This window comes from Bacillus sp. J41TS8, assembly GCF_018333035.1.
GTDB lineage: Bacteria > Bacillota > Bacilli > Bacillales > Bacillaceae > Bacillus > Bacillus paralicheniformis.
This window is the reverse complement of the sequence record NZ_BORF01000004.1, coordinates 57251-78528: the sequence shown is the minus strand read 5'-3', so window position 1 is coordinate 78528 and position 21278 is coordinate 57251. Positions and strand designations below refer to the sequence as shown.

The 21278-nt window shown below is 46.2% G+C and carries 20 protein-coding genes and 1 riboswitch; of the genes, 12 read left to right on the top strand and 8 right to left on the bottom strand.

The features are described from left to right. The first annotated feature begins 194 nt into the window (after positions 1-194). The 5 genes from KI350_RS07365 (at position 195) to KI350_RS07345 (ending at position 4040) form a co-directional block, all read left to right on the top strand. Entirely contained in the window at positions 195-968 is a 774-nt protein-coding gene (locus tag KI350_RS07365) for an ABC transporter ATP-binding protein (protein ID WP_020453447.1), read from the top strand. Then, on the top strand, positions 943-2811 hold the full coding sequence (locus KI350_RS07360) for an FtsX-like permease family protein (RefSeq protein WP_065644381.1): 1869 nt from the start codon (positions 943-945) through the stop codon (positions 2809-2811). The genes KI350_RS07365 and KI350_RS07360 overlap by 26 nt, the downstream gene beginning before the upstream one ends. Positions 2812-2817: 6 nt before the next feature. Continuing rightward, positions 2818-3171, top strand: coding sequence for a YxeA family protein (locus KI350_RS07355; protein WP_065644380.1), 354 nt, complete (start codon positions 2818-2820; stop codon positions 3169-3171). 111 nt (positions 3172-3282) lie between these two features. Continuing rightward, on the top strand, positions 3283-3477 hold the full coding sequence (locus KI350_RS07350) for a hypothetical protein (protein WP_020453450.1): 195 nt from the start codon (positions 3283-3285) through the stop codon (positions 3475-3477). Between the two features lie 311 nt (positions 3478-3788). Then, positions 3789-4040, top strand: a complete 252-nt coding sequence (locus tag KI350_RS07345; protein ID WP_020453451.1) for a hypothetical protein — start codon at positions 3789-3791, stop codon at positions 4038-4040. 32 nt (positions 4041-4072) lie between these two features. On the opposite strand, the gene KI350_RS23290 is transcribed toward KI350_RS07345, so the two are convergent. After that, complete coding sequence (locus KI350_RS23290; RefSeq protein ID WP_130627154.1) at positions 4073-5224, bottom strand: glycosyltransferase; 1152 nt, start codon at positions 5222-5224, stop codon at positions 4073-4075. A 605-nt stretch (positions 5225-5829) separates the two neighbouring features. On the opposite strand from KI350_RS23290, the gene cimH reads away from it, so the two are divergent. Continuing rightward, entirely contained in the window at positions 5830-7182 is a 1353-nt protein-coding gene (gene cimH, locus KI350_RS07330) for a citrate/malate transporter CimH (RefSeq protein WP_212930457.1), read from the top strand. A 47-nt stretch (positions 7183-7229) separates the two neighbouring features. Here cimH and KI350_RS07325 read toward each other — a convergent pair whose 3' ends face one another. The 6 genes from KI350_RS07325 to KI350_RS07300 form a co-directional block, all read right to left on the bottom strand. After that, the gene (locus KI350_RS07325; RefSeq protein WP_144499069.1) at positions 7230-8090 is read right to left on the bottom strand and encodes a glycerophosphodiester phosphodiesterase; all 861 of its coding nucleotides are present in this window, start codon (positions 8088-8090) and stop codon (positions 7230-7232) included. Between the two features lie 142 nt (positions 8091-8232). Further along, positions 8233-8502: an excalibur calcium-binding domain-containing protein gene (locus KI350_RS07320; RefSeq protein ID WP_020453458.1), complete on the bottom strand. Its 270-nt coding sequence runs from the start codon at positions 8500-8502 to the stop codon at positions 8233-8235. A 144-nt stretch (positions 8503-8646) separates the two neighbouring features. Further along, a complete protein-coding gene (locus KI350_RS07315; protein ID WP_020453459.1) occupies positions 8647-9294 on the bottom strand; it encodes a hypothetical protein in 648 nt (215 codons plus the stop codon). A 130-nt stretch (positions 9295-9424) separates the two neighbouring features. Further along, a complete protein-coding gene (ltaS, locus tag KI350_RS07310) occupies positions 9425-11344 on the bottom strand; it encodes a lipoteichoic acid synthase (RefSeq protein WP_023856932.1) in 1920 nt (639 codons plus the stop codon). Positions 11345-11616: 272 nt separating this feature from the next. Then, positions 11617-12174, bottom strand: a complete 558-nt coding sequence (locus tag KI350_RS07305) for a YfjD family protein (protein ID WP_025810573.1) — start codon at positions 12172-12174, stop codon at positions 11617-11619. Positions 12175-12378: 204 nt separating this feature from the next. Beyond that, positions 12379-13215 carry a YitT family protein gene (locus KI350_RS07300; protein ID WP_020453462.1) on the bottom strand — a complete coding sequence of 279 codons (837 nt, stop codon included), beginning with the start codon at positions 13213-13215 and terminating at the stop codon, positions 12379-12381. Positions 13216-13301: 86 nt separating this feature from the next. Beyond that, a riboswitch (guanidine-I (ykkC/yxkD leader) is annotated at positions 13302-13408 on the bottom strand. 169 nt (positions 13409-13577) lie between these two features. Between KI350_RS07300 and argR the strand changes: the two genes are divergently transcribed. From argR to KI350_RS07270, 6 genes are all read left to right on the top strand, one after another. Beyond that, positions 13578-14018, top strand: a complete 441-nt coding sequence (gene argR / locus KI350_RS07295; RefSeq protein WP_020453463.1) for an arginine repressor — start codon at positions 13578-13580, stop codon at positions 14016-14018. Between the two features lie 265 nt (positions 14019-14283). Then, the gene (gene arcA / locus KI350_RS07290) at positions 14284-15519 is read left to right on the top strand and encodes an arginine deiminase (protein ID WP_212930456.1); all 1236 of its coding nucleotides are present in this window, start codon (positions 14284-14286) and stop codon (positions 15517-15519) included. 29 nt (positions 15520-15548) lie between these two features. Then, positions 15549-16556, top strand: a complete 1008-nt coding sequence (gene argF / locus KI350_RS07285; protein ID WP_020453465.1) for an ornithine carbamoyltransferase — start codon at positions 15549-15551, stop codon at positions 16554-16556. 53 nt (positions 16557-16609) lie between these two features. Further along, the gene (gene arcD, locus KI350_RS07280; RefSeq protein WP_212930455.1) at positions 16610-18016 is read left to right on the top strand and encodes an arginine-ornithine antiporter; all 1407 of its coding nucleotides are present in this window, start codon (positions 16610-16612) and stop codon (positions 18014-18016) included. A 21-nt stretch (positions 18017-18037) separates the two neighbouring features. Next, positions 18038-18988, top strand: coding sequence for a carbamate kinase (gene arcC / locus KI350_RS07275; RefSeq protein ID WP_145608564.1), 951 nt, complete (start codon positions 18038-18040; stop codon positions 18986-18988). Positions 18989-19097: 109 nt separating this feature from the next. Continuing rightward, entirely contained in the window at positions 19098-19775 is a 678-nt protein-coding gene (locus KI350_RS07270; protein WP_020453468.1) for a Crp/Fnr family transcriptional regulator, read from the top strand. Between the two features lie 53 nt (positions 19776-19828). Here the strand turns inward: KI350_RS07270 and KI350_RS07265 are convergent, their stop codons facing one another. Beyond that, complete coding sequence (locus KI350_RS07265) at positions 19829-21265, bottom strand: glycoside hydrolase family 1 protein (RefSeq protein ID WP_023856929.1); 1437 nt, start codon at positions 21263-21265, stop codon at positions 19829-19831. Between the last annotated feature and the right edge of the window lie 13 nt (positions 21266-21278).

Genomic DNA, 21278 nt, shown 5'->3' with positions numbered 1-21278 from the left:
TTGTTCAGCGCTTCTACATGATCTTTTCCTTTTTGTTCGTCATTATCGACGCGCTGAACAAAAAACGAGGCCCGCCATACTTTGCTTCTGCACACCGGCCATTCAGCATTCCGAATGGGCACTGGAGTGGATGTGAAGAATCGCAACATATTGGAAGCGGGCACCCCTAAAAAGCACCGCAAAAGGAGGATATCATGACAGACATGCTGATCGTTAAAAACATCAATAAAACATATAAAGGACAAGTCTCTCATCAGGCTTTAAAAGATATTTCATTCAATGTCGAGGGCAGTGAGTTCACGGCGATCATGGGGCCGTCCGGCTCCGGAAAAACGACGCTTCTCAATATCATTTCGACGATTGACCGCCCCGATTCCGGCGACATTTTGATTCGCGGAGAAAATCCGCATCATCTGAAGAGGGCCAAGCTTGCCCACTTTCGCCGCAGACAGCTCGGATTCGTATTCCAGGATTTTAATTTGCTGGATACGCTGACGATCGGTGAAAATATCATGCTGCCCTTAACGCTTGAAAATAAACCGCTTTCCGTCATGGAAGATAAACTTCAGGCGATTGCTGAAAAACTCGGCATCGAACAACTTCTGAATAAACGGACGTTTGAAGTATCCGGCGGACAAAAGCAGCGGGCGGCCATCGCAAGAGCCGTCATTCATCAGCCCGCTCTCATCCTCGCCGACGAACCGACAGGAAACCTCGATTCGAAGGCGTCAAAAGACGTAATGGAAACGATGCAGCATCTTAATGAAAACGACAATGCCACGATATTGATGGTCACGCATGACCCTGTTGCCGCAAGTTATTGCCGGCGCGTCATTTTTATTAAAGACGGAACATTATTCAACGAAATCCACCGCGGCGCCAACCGCCAAATATTTTATGAAGAGATACTGAATGTGCTGTCCATGCTGGGAGGAAACGCCAATGACCTTTCTTCAGTTCGCTTATAAAAACGTCGTCCGGAATAAAAGAGCCTACCTTGCCTTCTTTTTAAGCAGCGCGTTTTCAGTGATGGTTTTTTTCACATTTGCGATGCTTTTGTTCCACCCCGCTTTAGAGAAAGGCTACTTAAACACCATTGCAAAGCGGGGATTATCGGTGGCTGAATGGATGATTTTCGCCTTTTCCATTCTGTTTGTGCTTTATTCCGTCAACGCCTTTCTCAAGTCGAGAAGCAGGGAATTCGGGATCCTCACCATCCAGGGAATCGCTCCGGGTCAATTGAGGAAGCTGATTACCGCAGAAAACATCATCATCGGCGTGCTCTCGATCGTTACAGGGATCATCGGCGGTCTGGTTTTTGCAAAAACATTTTTTACGATCGGCGCTTATATTTTGGAAATGGACGCTTTGCCATTGTATCTGCCTTGGAAAGCGCTGGCTCTCACAGCCGCCTGCTTTCTCATGCTGTTTATTTTGCTGTCGCAATTTACGGTTTTGTTTATTAAATCAAAAACCGTTACCAAGCTGATCAAAGGCACAGGGAAAATAAAACCTGAGCCAAAACCGTCTGTTATCTTTTCGGTCATCGGCATCGGCTGCCTCGGCTCAGGCTACTGGCTCGTATTGTTCGCCGACATCCATTTTCCCCAAGCCGTCACGATCTTAATTCTGACGATCATCGGGACTTATTTCTTCTTTCGCCAAAGCAGCATTTGGCTGCTGCGGCTCTTAAAAAAACGGAAGTCATTTTATTTGCGCGGAAAAAACGTGCTTTGGGTATCCGATCTTGTCTATCGGCTGAACGATAATGCCCGTCTGTTCTTTCTCGTTTGCATCATTTCAGCCGTCGCCTTTACCGCCACTGGCACATTGGTGATTTCCAAGACTTCTATCGGAAAATTGGATTCTCGATATGAGATAGAGTACTTATTATACAGCGGGAACCAAAAGGAACAGACACACGTTAAGCTGATCGAACAAAAGTTGAAGGACGGACATTTTTCATATGAAAAGGAAGTGACAAAAGGAATTTATATGAGCTATAGCCAGGGACCCTGGGTGCTCCTGACCTCTGAAGGCGAATTCCAAAAGCACTTTAAGTCAGATTCCGGCGAACTGAAAGACGGCGAGGCGATGTATTATCCGAACGCCATCGAGGCGAAAGAAAAGCCGGAAATTCCCAAGACCTTGAACATGTTAAACAAAGATTCGAAGCCGGCAAATGAACGCCTAAAAGTGAAAGGTATTAAAAAACCCCTCATTTTGTTAAACAGCGTCGTTGTCGTAAACGGCAAAACCTTCGAAAAACTGAAAAAACAAGGCGAATTCGTCACATTGTATGGCTATAACTACAACCGCTGGAAAGAGAGCCTTGATATGATCCAATCACTGGAAAAAAATCTTAGAGAAAAAGCTCCCAATATCCGATTTCAATTTGACGCAAAGGCCAGTACTTATTTTGAAACTGTTCAGCTTCCAAGCCTGAGTCTGTTTATCGGCCTTTTTATTGCGGTTCTCTTTTTTACGGCATCCGGAAGTTTTCTTTACTTCCGCCTGTTTACCGATCTTGAAGAAGATCAGCAGCGCTACCGGTCGCTTGCAAAAATCGGCCTGAGCGAAAAGGAAATGTTGCAGAGCGTGACGATTCAATTGGCCATCCTGTTCTTCTTTCCGTTCGCTCTTGCAGCAGTTCATACGTATTTTGCGATGAAGACGCTCGAGGCGCAGAGTCTTGGTCATTTTGCAGCTCCGGTGTTGATGACGATAGGCGGATTTCTGACCTTCCAACTATTATTCTTTATGATCATTCGAAAAAGCTATTTGAAAAAATTAAAAGGATTTTTAAGGTGATAAAATATGAAAAAAACAATTTCTCTGATTACAGCCGGTTTGGCTGTTGTATGCATCGGTGCATTTCTATTAATTCATCATGAGGTGACAGACAGGTTCAATCCACTTGTGAAGAAAGAAAGCGTGTATGTCCAAATCAACAAAGACGGAAAGCACTTGAGTCCGGGCCGCTATGAGTACACGCTGGAAGGATATAATGACACTGGGAAGGAAAAAGAAATTACATTCTCCTCCAGCGGCTCCCTTCGAAAAAACGCCTACCTAAAGGTACACGCGAAGGGAAAATACGTTGAGACATGGGAAGAAGTACAGCCCGGCGATATGCCGAGTGCAGTTCGGACCAAATTGATCAGGCAGTAAAAAAACGGCGTCTAGCCGTTTTTTGTGTTACTATAATTTTACAGATTTCCGAAACTTTTTGGCCCGTTGTTCGTAGTAAAACAGAAGTCATATTGGTTAGGAGGTTTTCATATGATTGTTGGAATGATCGGTTTTATCCTGGTGGGATTCTTCCTCTACGCCGCCATGGCGCCGTCCGACGGAAACAACAGCGGCAGCAGCTCTTCAACTTTCTTTGTCGGGGGTCCTGATTCATCCGGCGACAGCGGAAGTGATTTCGGTGGCGGCGGAGATTGTGGCGGCGGCGGTGATGGCGGCGGCTGTTAAGACCCGCGGGCTGCCTTTCCCTATCTTCTGCTCGGACCCTTAGGCTGTATGCAGTTCTTGCTGCAGTCAGCCGGGTATGTTCCAGCCATCTCACTTCATCATTCATTCACCATCTAACTCCAAATACGCCATCATCAATCCAGTTGTTTAACCAGACTTCCGATTGGGAATGATGTAAAGACAGCAGATTCCCGCTCTTCAAACGATTTAAAAGTCACAATTAATCGATTCTGTTACAAAATATATAAAACTTTGCACCTACTTGTTCGATATTAAAAGAAGACATTCACAATAAGGAGGGTTTTTTCCAGATGATTTTTTTACTGGTTTTATTGGCTCTGTTTATTTTGTATTCATTCTTTTTTGACAAGAGCAACAAAAGATCTTATACAAAAGCGGCACCGAAAAGCAGAATATTGATCCGCCAGGCAGCTGCGCCGACCGGATTTTTGAGGGTCATCGAAACCGCACCCGGGCAGCCGGTAAACCGCCGAACCTCTGAAGGTATGCGTCCAAATCTGCGGCTTGTCATGAGCCCGACGGACCAAAATGAAAAAAAATAAAGAAAGCGGCATCATGATAAATGCCGTCTTTCCTATTGTATGCTGTGTTCCACCATTCTTCCAAAGGCGTCCGGCGACATTCCCGGCGAGATGCGGACCCTGTGCAGCGCATACATCCCCTGATCCCTAGCAGCCGCCCCCGGCTCTGTCGTCACCGCCATTTGATACCCCGCCTTCTCAGCCTGTTTGAGCGTTTCGGCATTATAGCGTCCAACTGGATAACTCAGCATGGTTGTGTTCTGCTGAAGCATGCCGTCAAACAATGTTTTGGAACGAGTCATTTCACTCAGCTGCTGCTCTGGAGCAAGTCCGTTCAATTCGACATGATTGATCGTAATCACGCCTGTCGCAAAACCGCCGATTTCCTCCAAAGCGCTTCTTCTGAAAACCGTATTGCTGCCGACGTACATGACGGCATTAAAACGGTCTTTCCCGGCCTGGAGCCTGCGCATAAAAAAGTCCTGCTCATTCGGAATGTTCGCACCGGAAAATAAGTTGTACTGATAAGGATCTTCATTATAGAAGGCCTGCGGCGTTTGAACAAAAGCCACTTTTTCCTTCTTAAAATAGCCGACAGTTTTCTGCAAAAATGAAGGGAGCGGAACCATATCGGCATCCATCGTCACAATCAGTTCCCCGTTCGAGCAGCTCATCGCATGGTTTAAATTCCCCGCTTTTGCATGCTCATTGTTTGGCCTTGTAACGTAATGAACGCCAAGTTCCTCAGCCAGTTTTTGAATATCCGTCCGCCTTCCGTCATCACACAAATAAATGTTGACAAGCTCTTTTGGATAGTCGAGGCTCAGACAGCCTGCCACAGACTTTTTCAGCACATGGCGCTCCTCGTTATAAGTTGCAATGAGAATATCAACGCTCGGCCAATGGTCTTGATCGCCCAGCGTTTCCGGCTCCCGCTTCCTTTCCTTCCATACTAGCGTATAAAAGACCAAGAGCTGTAAAAATCCGATACATTCAGTTGCAATCAGGATCACGCCCATCACGATGTCGGCGGGGCGAGAGACAGGCAGTGTATAGCCGAACCGCCAAACAATATACACGCCGTTCGTCATAAGACACAATATGATTAAAAATTTCTTGAAACGCGGATTCATCCAAGATCCCAAAAAACCGATGAGAATAAGGGCAATCATTGCGGCGGGATAGCAGTGTAAGATAAATTCCATTTTCTTCTCCTTATGTGCTGATAAAAAACCCTTCGGGAATGGTTTCTCTAAAATTTTCCTTCATTTCATTCTTTTGCACTCGAATATATTACCACCTTTAGACCTAAATTTCCTTAAAAATAATAAAAAAACATATCTAATTTTCTTTTAAACGCGAAAAATATAAGACTATAGACTCTCTTCCAAAAAATCCATAAGGCTCACGTTGATAACCCTTCACATATATGCCACCTCAAGATTGAATCTTTTGTCGCAGACGTCCTCTGTCTCTTCGGAGACGGGAGCTGAATGTATCAACGGTTCACACAGGGAAAAAGGTCTCTTCTCCTAAATGTTTGATTTATTTTTGACGGATTGACAGCTTTTTTGTGTCGATTTTGATTCCAGTAAAAGGAGATTCGGGAATTACCGCATCAAAAAAAGCCTGCACAAGGCCATTAAACAGTGTCCAGACACGTCTTTAACCAAATGGACCCGCTCTAGATCATCATGTGAAAACAGCTAGGTCTTCCTGCACGGTTGTCTGAATTTTGATTTTTTTAGTATACTTAATTTAGTTAAATAACTCAGAGCAAAGGGATAACAAAAAGGATGGGGGAAAGAAAATGGAAGCAAAACCAAAGGTACAACATATACCGATTCAAACAACGAAAGAACCGGATGAAAATTTTTTTGCAAGAGCAATGAATGTTAAAATCGGCATCATTCCGCTGCCCGTATACTTGCTGCTCTTCGCTTTGATTGTGACGTTTGTCTATATGCACGATCTGAAAAGCGACATTTTAACAGCTATTGCGGTTACGGGCTTTTTCGGATTCACCTTCGCCCAAATCGGAAAGTCGCTGCCGCTTCTTCGTTCTGTCGGCGGTGCCGCTATACTTGCGACATTTATTCCTTCAGCTATCGTCTATTACCATCTCATTCCCGATGACATTATCAAATCAACAACTGAATTTACAGAAAACTCAAACTTTCTTTATTTGTTTATTTCAGCCATTGTAGTGGGAAGCATTTTAGGGATGAAAAGAGAAACGCTGGTCAGGGCGTTCATTAAAATTTTCATTCCGCTGATCGCAGGGACAATTGCCGCAGCGGCAGTCGGTCTGACAGTTGGTACAATGCTCGGCCTCGGATTTCAGCATACGCTGCTGTACATTGTGATTCCGATCATGGCCGGAGGGGTTGGCGAGGGAGCCATTCCGCTGTCCATCGGCTATTCGGAAATCATGCACATGTCACAAGGGGAAGCTTTTGCACTTGTCATTCCTTCCATTATGTTCGGAAGCTTAAGCGCTGTCATTTTGTCCGGGGTTTTAAATGTAATGGGGAAGAAAAAGCCTGAATGGACAGGCAACGGAAAAGTCGACCGTTTCGAAAGTGGGGACGCACTGCCGCTTGAAAGCCGCGACAAAGACAAAGAAAGCGTTTTTAACCTTTCCCACTTTGCATCGGGAGGCATTCTTGCCGTCTCATTATATTTGGTCGGTATGCTTTCACATGAATTGTTCGGATTTCCAGCACCCGTCATGATGCTTCTCTTGGCTGTTGCCGTGAAACTGTTTCGTTTGGCTCCGGCGAATTTGGAAAACGGCGCCTACGGCGTGTCACGCTTCTTTTCAACTGCTGTGACATATCCGCTGCTTTTTGCCATTGGCGTCTCCATGACACCGTGGGACAAGCTGATCGCTGCTTTTAATATTGCCAATATTATTACGATCGTATCTGTCGTGATCACGATGATAGCCGTCGGCTTTTTTACAGGAAAGTGGCTGAACATGTACCCGATCGAAACCGCGATTATCAATGCCTGCCATTCAGGTCAGGGCGGAACGGGGGACATCGCCATTCTCAGCGCCGCCGAGCGCCTCGAGCTCATGCCGTTTGCTCAGGTATCCACAAGAATCGGCGGAGCGATAACCGTTACACTGACATTGCTGCTGTTAGCCCAGTTTTATTGATGAATGAAAAAGCCTGCAGAGCAAACTGCAGGCCTTCTGTTTAGTATCTAGCGTACTTTTTTCGGAACATAGTCGGGAAAGTCTGTCACAATCCCGTCCACGCCGGCCTTTAAAAGCGGAGGCACTTCATCGCGGGAGCGGACGGTCCATGGCGTAATTTTCATGCCGAACGCATGAATCCTCGGCACAAGTGTAGGATCAGCGTCCACATTTTTTAAGTTGGCGTTCACATATTTGGCATAGCCGGAAAATGCCTTGAGCTTTGCATCTGTTAAGTCCGCTGTTTTTGACGTTAAGACACCTGTCGGCATTGATGGGAGCAGCTGATGAATTTTGTATACAGAGTTGAAATCAAACGATTGTACAATGATTTTTCCGTTTTTAGGCTTATCCATTCTCCGCTCTTTCAATGCCGCTGATACTTTTTCTTCGATTCCCGGATAGCGTGCAGGTTCTTTCAATTCGATCAGCATTCCGATCTTTCCTTTATACCGGTCAAGCACTTCTTCAAATGTCGGAATGCGTTCCCCGGCGAACTGCGGCCCGAAGTAGCTGCCAGCATCAAGCTTGCGCAGCTCGGCAAGCGTCAAGTCCTTTACGGCGACCGGCAGCACTGAGCCGATGTCTGTCGTACGGTTTACAGTTGTATCATGAATGACGACAAGCTCCCCGTCCTTGGACATTTGAACATCCAGCTCGATATAATCCGCTTTCATCTGATGCGCCTTTTCAAAGGCAGCCATCGTGTTTTCCGGCGCGTATCCCGAAGCACCTCTGTGCGCAATGACAGCCACTTTTTTAGGCTTCGCCGCCGGCTCTTGCGCTCCCGCGTCCGGTGCAAACAGTGCTGACCCGATAGAAACCCCGATCAATGAAGATAACATCAATTTCTTTAATAAAGCTGACACATCATCCACTCCCCTTTTGCTCTTCTCTTGCCAAAGTATAGGTTCGCACTGTTAAGATTATGTTTCAGCAGTCTTTAATTTTCATAAATTTCCTGATAAACAAAAAAAGACCCCCTCAGCAAGAGATCTTTTTTTGGATATATCAGCGCTCACAGGCAATTTTGTCTTTATCGCGGTCCAGCTTTTTATTGGCGTCATAAAGCGCTTTTGAAACATACGGCTTGTACTTCGTTTTTCCGCCTTTGTTTTTGACCGACTTCGAACGTGCGACGCCGCCTTTATAGTCTTTATTTAAAGCTTTGCAGTTTTTGTACGTTTTTACCTTCGTTTTTGCTTCTGCCACATCGCCGGCACCCCAGGAAAAACCGATGATAAGACCGGCAGACAAAAGACCCGCTGCTATTTTTTTCATCCCGTTTGACCCCTTTCGTCTAATTCTTATGTATCTTTTACCATGATAAAATATTTTTCTTATTCACTCAAGAAAAATATGACATTTTATTGAATAAAAAGTATCTATTGGACAAAGGACTTTCCACACAAAAAACCGGCCGCGTTATGCGCCGGCTTCATCAACATATTGATGTTCACAAGTCTTTTTCAAAACAGCGTGAATCTCATAGGCCAATTCCTTCGGATGGATGCACAGCATGTCTTCCAAAGGACTGTTCCAGTTCCCGTTCTTAATCAATTTCAGCGCATAATGGCCGGCCGGACTGCACTCGGGATACCACTCTATATCGAGGAGGAGGCATTCTTCCTCATGCCGCAGCTTCAAAAGATCCCGTTTGAAATCTGACCGCCAGGCCTTGCTGTCAGGCGCCAATTCATCGGGGTTTGTATCGGTTAATGAGTGATGCACAACCGTCCAACCGGCCGGGATTCTAAGCCTCAGCAAATTGCGGGCGCCGCCAGAGGCGCGAATCCTATCTTCCAACCGTTCGACCAGCTGTTCATACGGCGTATCCGAATCTTCACTGACCAGCGTTTGATCAGCATTTAGCATCCTGATAACGTACTTCAGTTCTCCAGCATATTCAACTTGTACCATTTTACCGGAGGTTTCATTCTCCAAGGTGAAGAGCGTACGGCGGGGATCGCGAATCGGCTTTTGATACAAATGATTTTCTTTCACTGTCCAGCCGGCCGGCACCATTAAAGGATGCAATTTAAAAAAATACTGAGATTTGGTCAACGTTCTCACATCCTCTATCCTTGTTCTGTCCTCTTTCCTATCAATCTATGTGCCGGGCCGGCTTCTTAGAACAACGGCGGACCAGCCTCACAAAAAAACCGCCCGACGCTTCATAAAGCAGTCAGGCGGCTTTTCGTTTTTACTCGCCGGTTTTTTCTTTTCCGTAATGATACGTTGATGGATCAACAGGTTTGAAGTCTGAAATTTCGTGGAACCTTAACAGATCTTTATAGAGTACTTGGTCGGACAGATCCAGCTGTTCGGACACCTGTGATTTGAGGTTTTCCGTTTCCTGGTTGCCTTTGATCTCTTTTCCTGTCTTTGTATCGTATACGGTCGTATCAATCATCGTGTACTTCGGCGTTACATAGTTTCCATTTCTGAAAGCCACGGTTTCGTCGTGGTCTTTAGAAAAGAGGTCTGTACCAAAGTTGATGTATTTTTTGCTGTCAATACCTTGCAGGTGAAGAAGTGTCGGCATGACATCCATTTCGCCGCCATACGTATGATTGACTCCGCCTTTTTTGCCCGGAACGCGGATCATAAGCGGTACGCGCTGATTCATCGCGTTTTGATACGGTGTAATCTCTTTTCCTAATACTTCTTTCATCGCACGGTTGTGGTTCTCTGAGATTCCGTTGTGGTCGCCATAGATGACGATGACGGAATCATCATATAATCCCGATTTTTTCAGCTCTTTAAAGAAATCTTCAAGCGCTTCGTCAAGATAACGCGCCGTCTGGAAATACCCGTCTACCGTTTTGTCTCCCGTCGTTCCCTTTTCAAGGGTGGCATCCTTTTCATCCAAAATGAACGGATAGTGGTTTGTCAGCGAGATTAAATGCGCATAGAACGGCTGTTTCAGCGATTTCAGCTTCGGAATTGATTCTTCAAAGAACGGCTTGTCTTTCAAGCCAAGGTTGACGAGATTCTCCTCTGACATGTCATATGTGCTGGCATCGAAGAATTTGTCATAGCCAATTTGTTTATACACCTGGTCGCGGTTCCAGAATGACTTGTAATCCCCGTGGAGCACGGCGCTTGTGTAGCCTTCTTTTTGGTTCAGAATCGCCGGCAGGGACTGGTACGTATTTTGCCCTTTTGTTACAAACGCGCTGCCTTCAGGCAGTCCGTAAAGGCTGTTGTCCATCATCAATTCGGCATCCGCGGTTTTACCTTGACCGGTCTGATGGAAAAAGTTATCGAAATACATCATGTCATTCTGGCCGTGCGCCAGCTTGTTCAAGAACGGCGTGACTTCTTTTCCGTTCAGCTTATAATCGATCAAAAACGTCTGGAAGCTTTCCAAATGAATCTTGATGATGTTCTTACCTTTTGCTGCGCCGAAATACTCGTCATTCGGTTTTGCATAATGCGAATTTGTATAGTTAATGACGCTCGTCAGGTCGTCGCTGCTCGCATATGCCTTTTGGCTCGCGTTTTGGGCAGCCTGAACACCATCATAGATCATGTAATTGTAAGGCCCCAAATACTTGACGATATAATTTCGGTCAAATGTTCTTGTCAAAAGCTCCGGACGGTCTGTCTCAGCAACTGCAAGGTTGATGAAAAACAGCGCCACTCCGCCGATAACGACAGTTGCAGCCCATCTTTTTTTCAGTTGTGCCGCCTTCAGTTCAGGCAGCTTCACACATAATGCAATCAGAATGATCAAATCGACGAAATAGATAACGTCATGAAATGCCATGATGTCAAAAACGCCATCCGACATGTTGCCGAGGTTTCCGGCTTGTTTTAAGTTTGCAAACGTCAAAAAGTCATCAAAGAAACGGTAAAACAGGATATTTGCATATAAAGCAAACGTCATCACAGCATCAATGATGATGATCCATATCGCCGACCGACGGCCTTTAGCAAACAAAGCCAAACCGAGTGCAGCAATCGTGAAGCTGAATGGGTTGATAAACAGCAGCATGTGCTGCGTAGACCCTTTCACACCCAAATTAAACTCTAAAAAGTAGGAAGCATAGGTTTTAGCCCATACAAAAACAACAGCTAACACAAAAAAGCTTAGCTTATGAGAGAATATTTTTTTCATGATAACCTCTACCTTTTTAAACTTTTTTCAGACCGCTTTCTGTTTCAGTCAATGAAGCGTGAGGAAACGATAATATATCATTCTACTAAAAGTCTCGGCGGTTATTCAAGCACGTCCACGATGAAAATCCCCCAGCTTCCCTCACTCAAACAGTCCACGTCTGCGTAAAAAAATTCCGCATTTAAGACTACGGCCTCTAATTAAGACGAATGAATTTCCCCAAAGGTTTCAGTTATTTTCATTCATCTCGAAAATTGCTCTTTCCCGGACGATTAAATATCTTTATGAAATTCATTTAAATAAGCTTTTCTTTGAGCTTCTGTGAACCGGCCGATCCAGTCCGCACGCGCTTCCTCCGTCATATAGGGCAGAATGTATAGCTCGACCGCTTTATAAAATGCCGGTTCAGGAAGAATGTTGTACGTCGGAATCCGCACCATGCCGTTCCCGCGCGTCTCTATCAGTATATCCATAAAGAAAATGCCTTTCGGGCTGAAGCGGTGCTGCGCCATTTTAAGGCTTTTAATGTCCTTGAACAATACAGATTTCTTCCCTGAGAACAGCCGCCCGCCTTCTCCCTCGATCATGCTGAAGATGATGTTTCCTTTTTTCGTGAATGCCGGAAATATCATTAGAAAAGTAATCAAACCATAGATGATCCCGAAAAGTCCGACTCCCAGGTAAAGCAATGAATATTTCGATTCGAGTTTTATTGCTTCATAAAAGAGCCACAATCCGACCAATCCGAAACCTGCCGTCCCCGCAAAAGCCCATACTCTAAAGAACATTCGGCTTTTCACATCAATTGGTTTTTTTTCTTCCTGTTCCAAAAATAATAGACCTCCTTTACTTCAGCAAGCGGATTTCTATATTAATGATATTCATGCCACAATCTACCTTACCACAGAAACCGGTTTCTGCATAAAACTTGCAGTGTGAATGATCACGTATTCGTCCAATCAGCAGACGATCTGTCCCTAATCACGACCCGATGAATACAAAAAGACTCCCGGCCATCTGCCGGCAGCCTTCCCCTATTTTGAAATATCAACAAATCCTTCGCCGAATACATCCCTGACATCGTGGATGATGACAAATGCTTTTTTATCTGTGCTTCTTATAATTTTCTTGAGCATGGACAGCTCTTGTTTATTAATGACAATGTATAGAATTTCTTTGGAATCGCCCGTATAGTGTCCGCGTCCCGTTAATATCGTGACGCCGCGGTCCATCAAGGTATTGACCTGCGCGGCGATCTCGTTTTTATGCTCAGAAATGATCGTGATCGCTTTTTTCGTGTTGAGCCCTTCGATAATGAAATCCATGACCTTTGTGGCGATGTACAGCATGACAATCGTAAACATCAGCTTTTCAGCACCAATGATAAAGTAGGAACTGAACACGACAACTAAATCGATCATCAGCAAGGCATAGCTGATGTTCCAGTCGAAATATTTATTGGCGATTCTCGCGAGAATCGCAGACCCGGCAGTGGTTCCGCCGACACGGATGATCATGCCGATGCCGACGCCGGCAAATACCCCGGCAAAGATCGTGCTGATGATCACTTCATCAGCCGGCACCGTCCAATCTTCAGTAACATGCAGAAAAAATGAATTGGCCGCCACCGCAATGATGGTATAAATCGTCGTTTTTTTATCCAAAAAGCGATAGCCGATAATCAGAAGAATGCCGTTCAGCACAAAGTTTGTGATGCCCGGAGACCATTCAAAAACGTAGTATAAAATCAGCGTGATCCCCGTGACGCCGCCTTCTCCCAAGTCATTCGGGATGGCGAACAGATTCACGGCTAACGCAAAGAAAAATGCGCCTATAACAATCAGGATCATATCCATTGCTTTCTTTTTCATAAAACTGCATCCCCTTCCTTATTCGTAGTCGATTTCCTGTAAAAAGTAAAAAAGCCCCGGAGAGAAGCTCTTTGATTAAGAGCAAAAACTCCTGGGCTTTTATCCCACCGTGTCATAACGATATCTTCGCTATGTGTTTTCTCTCGGACCAGACCAGCGCGGAACCCACTGCGGAACCCTAGAAAACCACCTTTTCTCTGTTATCAATTTGTCATCTTCAAGCATTATAAGTGAAATTGTGGGGTCTATCAACCCCTTTTACAGCCTGAAAGATTTGTTTTTTTGTAAAATAGCTTCCATCTGCCGACGATAAAACCGTCCTATAATAATAGATATACGTGTTTTGCCTGGGAGGCGCTCTTATGAACAAACAAAAACGGCAATGGCTCATCAAGCAAACCATTCTCGAACATCCGGTAGAAAATCAGGAACAGCTGGCATCCCTGCTGGAAAAACGGGGCATCGCCGTTTCGCAGTCTACCATTTCCCGCGATATTAAAGAAATGTATCTTGTGAAACAGCCCGGTGAAAACGGAAAGCTTGTCTACACGACAAATGCTTCCTTATCCATCAACCCTTCCAAAATATTAAAAGATAAAATCTCCGACGTTGTCCTGCATGTGCATCGGACGGACAACTTGATCATTATTAAAACAATGCCCGGCAACGCCCATGCCATCGGCGTCCTTCTTGATAAGCTGGGAAGCCCGGAAATGCTGGGCTGTATATGCGGGAACGATACATGCCTTGTGATTTCCCAATCGCCTGAGGCAGCCCAATCATTTTGTGATCACTTATGCTGATCCGGCCATCCGGATCAGCTTTTTTTCCCTCAAAAAAAATTTTTTCAAAAAATCCCCTTTAAAAATATACACGTTTTATACGTTCTATTCTCTGCTCCTGCAAGGACTCATTTTCGATTTATCATAATTATTCATTTTTGTTTTTGCTTCATCAAAAAACATGTGAAATATATCACGTTTTCGTTGTTATCGCTTTCACATCGCGCTTTTCCTTCCTGTTTTAAGCTGTACATGTAACAAAAAGAGCTTAGGAGGCGGGATGATCATGACAACACCGATACACGTTTACTCTGAAATCGGCCCTTTGAAAACCGTCATGCTGAAGCGGCCCGGTCGGGAACTGGAAAACCTCACACCCGAATATCTGGAAAGGCTTCTCTTTGACGATATTCCCTTTTTGCCAGCGGTGCAAAAAGAGCATGACCAATTTGCAGAAACGTTAAAGAAACAGGGAGTTGAAGTTCTTTATTTAGAAAAGCTAACGGCCGAAGCCTTGGATGACGCTTTCGTCCGCGAGCGGTTTATCGATGAGCTTTTAACAGAAAGCAAAGCAGATATCAACGGCGCTTACGACAGACTGAAAGAGTTCTTGCTCACCTTTGACGCCGATTCGATGGTCGAACATGTGATGAGCGGCATTCGAAAAAATGAGCTGGAACGCGAAAAAAAATCGCATCTTCATGAGCTGATGGAAGACCATTATCCATTTTATCTCGATCCGATGCCAAACCTTTACTTCACAAGAGATCCGGCGGCCGCCATCGGCAGCGGACTGACCATCAACAAAATGAAAGAGCCTGCTCGCAGGAGAGAGTCGCTGTTTATGCGCTACATTATCAATCACCACCCGCGTTTTAAAGGGCATGAGATTCCGGTTTGGCTTGACCGTGATTTCAAATTCAATATCGAAGGCGGAGATGAGCTTGTCTTAAATGAAGATACCGTAGCGATCGGGGTATCAGAACGGACAACGGCTCAGGCGATCGAGCGTCTTGTCCGGAACTTATTTCAGCGGCAGAGCCGGATTCGCCGCGTACTGGCCGTCGAAATACCGAAGAGCAGAGCCTTTATGCATTTAGATACCGTCTTCACGATGGTTGACCGAGATCAATTCACGATCCATCCCGCCATCCAGGGGCCTGAAGGAGACATGCGGATCTTCGTTCTTGAGAGAGGGGAAACGGCAGACGACATTCGTACGACTGAAGAACACAATCTGCCGGAAGTGCTAAAAAGAACGCTCGGCCTTTCAGATGTCAACTTGATCTTCTGCGGCGGCGGAGACGAAATCGCTTCAGCCAGGGAGCAGTGGAATGACGGTTCCAATACACTCGCGATCGCTCCTGGTGTCGTCGTCACCTATGACCGGAATTACATTTCTAACGAATGTTTGAGAGAACAGGGCATTAAAGTTATCGAAATCCCGAGCGGGGAGCTTTCAAGAGGACGCGGCGGCCCGCGCTGCATGAGCATGCCGCTCTATCGCGAAGATGTGAAATAGCCAAACCTAAAGAAAAAGGAGAGAGATCCATGAACCAAACGATTGATTTAAAAGGCAGAAGCTACTTAGCTGAAAAAGATTTTTCCGAAGAAGAAATCCTCTATTTGCTCGATCTCGCCCAAAAATTAAAAGAAAAAAAAGCGCAAGGCATCAAGCATCGCTATTTGGAAGGTAAAAACATCGCTTTGCTGTTTGAAAAGCCTTCTACAAGAACGCGCTGCGCTTTCACGACAGCCTGTATCGACCTCGGTGCGCATCCCGAATATTTGGGCAAAGACGACATTCAGCTCGGCAAAAAAGAATCGATCGAAGACACAGCCAAAGTTCTCGGCCGCATGTTCGACGGAATTGAATTCCGCGGATTTGAACATGAAAAAGTGATTTCCCTGGCAGAGCACTCCGGTGTGCCGGTATGGAACGGGCTGACCGATTTATGGCATCCGACGCAGATGCTTGCGGACTTTATGACAGTGAAAGAACATACGGGACGCGTAAAAGGGATCAAACTCACCTATATCGGCGACGGCCGTAACAACGTCGCAAACAGCCTGCTCATCGGCGGCGCCAAAGTCGGCATGGACGTGAGAATCTGCTCGCCTCAAGAGCTGTTCCCTGATCAAGACATCGTTAAAATGGCGGAAGCGTTCGCCGAAGAATCCGGCGGAAAAATCACCGTCACAAGCGATACAGATGAAGCTGTGTCCGGAGCCGACGTTCTGTATACGGACGTCTGGGTATCCATGGGAGAAGAAGACAAGTTCGCTGAAAGGATCAAACTGCTCAAGCCTTATCAAGTGAATATGGATCTCGTCAAGAAAACAGGTAACGATAACGTCATCTTCCTGCACTGTCTGCCTGCCTTCCACGACCTTCATACAACTTACGGACAAAACGTTTACGATCAGCACGGCCTTAAAGAAATGGAAGTGACGGACGAAGTGTTCCGCAGCAAACACTCTAAAGTGTTCGATGAAGCTGAAAACCGCATGCACACAATTAAAGCTGTCATGGCAGCGACACTCGGCGATCTTGACTGACAGGAAAAGGGGCTCATTCCCTTTTCCATTCTAAACCGAATGAGGTGACAAAAATGGCGGAAGAAAAGAAACTTGGGCTGTTTGCACTTATCGCGCTTGTCATCGGATCGATGATCGGCGGGGGCGCCTTCAACCTTGCAAGCGACATGGCTTCAGGAGCGGGGGCGGGAGCCATTTTAATCGGCTGGATCATCACCGGAGTCGGCATGATTGCCCTGGCCTTCTCTTTCCAAAACTTGACCACGAAAAGGCCTGATTTAGACGGCGGTATTTTCACTTATGCGCGGGAAGGATTCGGCCATTTTATGGGGTTTAACAGCGGCTGGGGGTACTGGTTCGCAGCCCTTCTCGGCAATGTCGCATACGGAACGCTGCTGTTCAGCGCAGTCGGATATTTCATCCCTGCCTTTGGAGACGGACAAAACGTCGCATCGATTATCGGTGCAAGCGTAATCCTCTGGTGCGTGCACTTTTTGATCCTGCGCGGGGTACAGTCCGCTGCCATGATCAACTTAATTACGACCATTTCAAAACTGGTACCGATTTTTGCTTTCATTATCGCCATTATCTTTGTGTTTCATCTTGATTTATTTACGAACGATTTCTGGGGAAAAGGGCTGTCGCTCGGTTCCATCGGGACACAGGTCAAGAGCACGATGCTGGTGACCGTCTGGGTGTTTACCGGAATTGAAGGGGCCGTCTTATTCTCAAGCCGTGCCAAAAAATCAAGCGATGTCGGCAAAGCGACTGTCATCGGCTTGATCAGTGTACTTGTGATTTACGTCATGATTACGATGCTGTCGCTCGGCGTCATGAATCAGCAAAACTTGGCCGGGCTTCCGAATCCTTCAATGGCCGCGATCATGGAGCATATCGTCGGCAAATGGGGAGCTGTGCTCATCAACTTGGGATTAATCATTTCCGTATTGGGCGCCTGGCTGGCCTGGACATTATTCGCGGGCGAACTCCCGCTGATCGCGGCGCGCGAAGGGGTCTTCCCGAAATGGTTCGGCAAAGAAAATAAAAACGGCGCGCCGACAAATGCGCTGACTTTGACAAACGCCATTATCCAGCTGTTTTTGCTGACGTTTCTCATTTCGGATGCGGCCTATCAGTTTGCATTCTCCTTGGCTTCCTCGGCCATCTTGATCCCGTATCTGTTTTCCGGGCTTTATCAGCTTAAATACAGCTGGCTGCACAAAGAACCCAAGCGGGGAAAGAACCTCATCATCGGGATCATCGCAAGCATTTACGGCGTCTGGCTCGTATATGCCGCAGGACTTGATTACCTGCTTTTGACCATGATTTTATACGCTCCCGGCATTCTCGTATTCCGGGCTGTCCGCAAAGGAAAAGAAGGCCCCGTCTTCAATAAAACCGAGCTTTTGATTGCCGCCGCGATTCTTGTATTGGCTATCATCGCCGTGATCAGGCTGGCTGCGGGAAGCATTTCAATTTAACAAAACAGAGGTGATGATCAAATGAAAAAAAGAAAAATTGTCGTCGCACTTGGCGGTAATGCCATCCAAACCGGAGATGCCAGTGCAGAAGCGCAAAAGCGCGCGCTTGAAGAAACCTCCATGTATTTGGCGGATATGATCGACAGCGGCGCCGAATTAATCGTCACGCACGGAAACGGCCCGCAGGTCGGAAACCTGATGATTCAGCAAAAAGAGGCGGATTCCCCGAAAACACCGGCCATGCCGCTTGAAACTTGTGTTTCCATGACCCAGGGAATGATCGGCTATTGGCTGCAAAATGCTCTTGACCGGGCGCTGCATGCGAAAGGGAAAGGCGGACATGCGGCAACCGTCATCACCCGCGTCGCCGTCCGAGGCGATGATGAAGCATTCCGCAACCCGACAAAACCGATCGGTCCGTTTTACAGCGAAGAAGAAGCGAAAGAACTGATGAACAGCCGCAACGGCGGCCTCGTTTTTAAAGAAGACGCCGGAAGAGGCTGGCGCCGGGTCGTACCGTCTCCGGCTCCGGTATCGATCCTTGAACACGATGTTATCAATGATCTTGTCGAACACGGACATATCGTCATTGCGGCCGGCGGCGGAGGCGTTCCCGTCATTGAAAACGGCGATGCCGTCTCCGGTATTGACGCCGTCATCGACAAAGACTTTGCCGCCTGCAAACTGGCGGAACTTGTGCAGGCTGACGAACTGGTCATTCTAACAGGTGTCGACTATGTTGCCGTCGATTATTTAAAGCCGACAGAACGCGCGCTGAAACGCGTCACCACCGAAGAACTGAAAGGTTATATAAAAGAAAAGCAATTTGCAGAAGGAAGCATGCTGCCAAAAGTCAAAGCAGCCATCCAATTTGCCGAAGCCAAAAAAGGCAATAAAACGGTCATCACATCCCTGAAATTAGCCAAAGACGCTCTCCAAGGAAATGCCGGCACGATTGTCGAACAAGCCTAAAAGCAAAAGGAAGGGCTCGGGGAGGGTTCTTCCTTTTGCCAATCGTCAAAAACAAGTAAAATTTAAACTATATAGCCGCAACATAAGAAAATCGATAAGGGTGGTCCATATGAAGAACAAAGACATCGTACATCAACTGAAAAAGTTTCCTCTTCTCGCTTCCCTGAATAAAAGAGATCTGGAAGATATGAAACAGTTTATCTATTGGCGCACTTACCATAAAGGCCAGATATTATTTATGGAAGACGACCCCCGGGAACGAATGTACCTTCTTCTCGACGGCTTTATCAAACTCGAAAAATCAAACGAAGCTGGATCCATGTTTTATACCGACTATGTACGTCCTCATACCCTCTTTCCATTTGGAGGCTTGTTTCGGGATGAGCATTATCACTATGCCGCCGAAGCCTTAACAGATATTGAACTCTACTATATACCCATGAACATCTTCGAAGATCTCGTCCGGGACAACAAAAACCTGCTTTACGATATTCTCAATCATTTATCAGACATTCTTGCCCTCCACGAGGAAAGGCTGAAGCGCATTACACTCTCCCATGCACACGACAGGGTCACACAAGCCATTTACTATTTAACCGAAAGCCTCGGTCAAAAAGAAAGCAATTCAACCGTCATCAACTGTCCGATCACCGCTGCTGAAATTGCCAAAATCTCAGGGACATCCCGCGAAACCGTCAGCGCCGTCCTGAAAAAGCTCCGCTGCGAAGGCGTGATCAGTCAAATGAACAAGCAGATTATGATCAACCGGCCGGAGTATTTTATGTAGATCATATATGAGAAATCATCCCGGCTACAAGCGGGATGATTCCCCCCGCCGCCTTATTTATACCGGAATTCCTCTGTTTCAAACTGTCTGTTTTTGATGATATCCCGATAAAAGCAAGCCGATTTTTTCAGCGCCCTGCTGCGGTTGTCCTCCAATCGGATCTCAACAAGGCCGTAGCGGTTTTTAAAGGCGTTCATCGGAGAGACGTTGTCCGTAAACGCCCAAAGCATATAGCCTTTGCAGTTTGCGCCGTCTGCGATCCCTTTCATTGCCTCTCGCAAATGGGCCGAAATAAAATCGATTCTGTAGTCATCCTGAATGACACCTTCTTCATTTTTAAAACGCTCCTCATGTTCGACGCCCATCCCGTTTTCCGCAATCAGCCATTCGATATTTCCGTACTCATGTTTGAGTCTCATCGCCATATCATAGACAATTTGGGGATAGATCTCCCATCCTCTGAATGGGTTCATTTTTCTGCCGGGCAGCTCAAAGTATTCATAGTAATAAGCGGGATGAAATGGCGTTGAGTCATTCCACTGTCTTGACGGAGCTTTTACACGGCGGGGGTAATAAAGGTTAATGCCGGCAAAATCTACTGTATGCTGTTTGATGATGTCAAGCTCCGCCTCATCATGGTCAAACAGAATATCGTGTTTAACCAAGAGCTCTATCAATTCATCGGGGTAGGCGCCTTTGATGCTCGGATCCAAAAAAACCCTGTTAAAAAACAAATCATAGATGCGGGCCGCTTTTTGGTCATGAGGCGCGCTTGATCTCGCATAAGTAACCTCCGGATTCAAAATAACGCCGATTTTGGCGCCTTCCAGGCAATCGGACTTGCGGGCGTGAAAAAGCCTGACGCATTTCGCCGTCGCCAATGCCTTATTAAAATTCCATTGCATCCATTTTTTTGTGTTCTGCTCATATGGATATCGAATTGCATCAAGGAAAATCCGGGTTTGCGGGACAATCGGTTCATTAAAAGTAAACCAATATTTCACCCTGTCTCCATATCGTTCAAATACTTTTTTCGCATATGCCGCAAATAAATCTATGACATGTTTAGACCCCCACCCTCCGTATTTCTCCATTAAAACTGCGGGAATCTCATAATGCTCAAGGCAAATCATCGGTTCCACACCTGATGCAATCAGCTCATTGATGACATCGTCGATATAGCCTGCGTACACTTCGTCAACTTCTGCTGTTTCATAATCAATCAGAAAGCGGGACCAGTTAATCGATGTCCGGTAATGTGTCAAGCCGATCTCTTTCATATGATGAATATCCTCTTTATAGCGGTTATAAAAATCGGTTGCCACAGCCGGTCCGTATCCGTTATGCCATACATGCGGGTCATTCTTGTACCACATATCCAAATAAGAATCCTGTGTCGGCCGCTTCCCGGCCCACCCCTCTGTCTGCCACGCCGACGCTGCTGCGCCGAGAATAAAATCGGCGGGAATCTTCCACGTTTGTCTCGCCATTTTGTTCGCTCCT